The following is a 680-nucleotide window of genomic DNA, read 5'->3' as shown; positions in this document are numbered from 1 at the left end:
ATATCCAGATTCATCGTTTTTACCACCATTAGGGGGGTTTTAACATGGCAGGCACGCAAGCTATATATGAATCATCTTCTGCAGGCTTCTTATCGGAAATTTCCTCAATCATCTCAAGCACGAGTGGTGTCGCAGGGCCATTTGCAGGAATAGTAGCGGGTGCTATGTCAGCAGCGATTATTCCTATTGTTGTGGGATTTACTAATCCGCAAATGACCGCTATCATGACCCAATACAATCAAAGCATCGCTGAAGCCGTAAGCATGCCTATGAAAGCCGCTAACCAACAATACAACCAATTGTATCAAGGTTTTAACGATCAAAGCATGGCTGTGGGGAACAATATCTTAAATATCAGCAAATTAACAGGGGAATTTAACGCACAAGGCAACACGCAAGGCGCGCAAATTAGTGCTGTTAATAGTCAGATTGCAAGCATTTTAGCGAGTAACACGACCCCTAAAAATCCTAGTGCTATTGAAGCTTACGCGACGAATCAAATCGCTGTTCCTAGTGTGCCAACAACGGTTGAAATGATGAGCGGTATCTTAGGCAATATTACAAGTGCAGCACCAAAATACGCCCTAGCCCTACAAGAACAACTGCGTTCTCAAGCAAGCAACAGCTCAATGAATGATACAGCCGATTCCCTTGATAGCTGTACCGCTTTAGGTGCGCTT

General features: G+C 44.0%; 1 pseudogene. It reads left to right on the top strand.

Features of this window, described 5'->3' with window-relative positions:
* Positions 1-44 precede the first annotated feature (44 nt).
* Positions 45-680: pseudogene (gene cagH / locus IE271_RS44550) on the top strand (cag pathogenicity island type IV secretion system translocation protein CagH); the annotation flags it as partial.

It is taken from the genome of Streptomyces minutiscleroticus, assembly GCF_014650875.1.
In the GTDB taxonomy this organism is placed as follows: domain Bacteria; phylum Actinomycetota; class Actinomycetes; order Streptomycetales; family Streptomycetaceae; genus Streptomyces; species Streptomyces minutiscleroticus.
The sequence above is the reverse complement of the archived record's forward strand: the minus strand, read 5'-3'. Positions and strand labels throughout refer to the sequence as shown.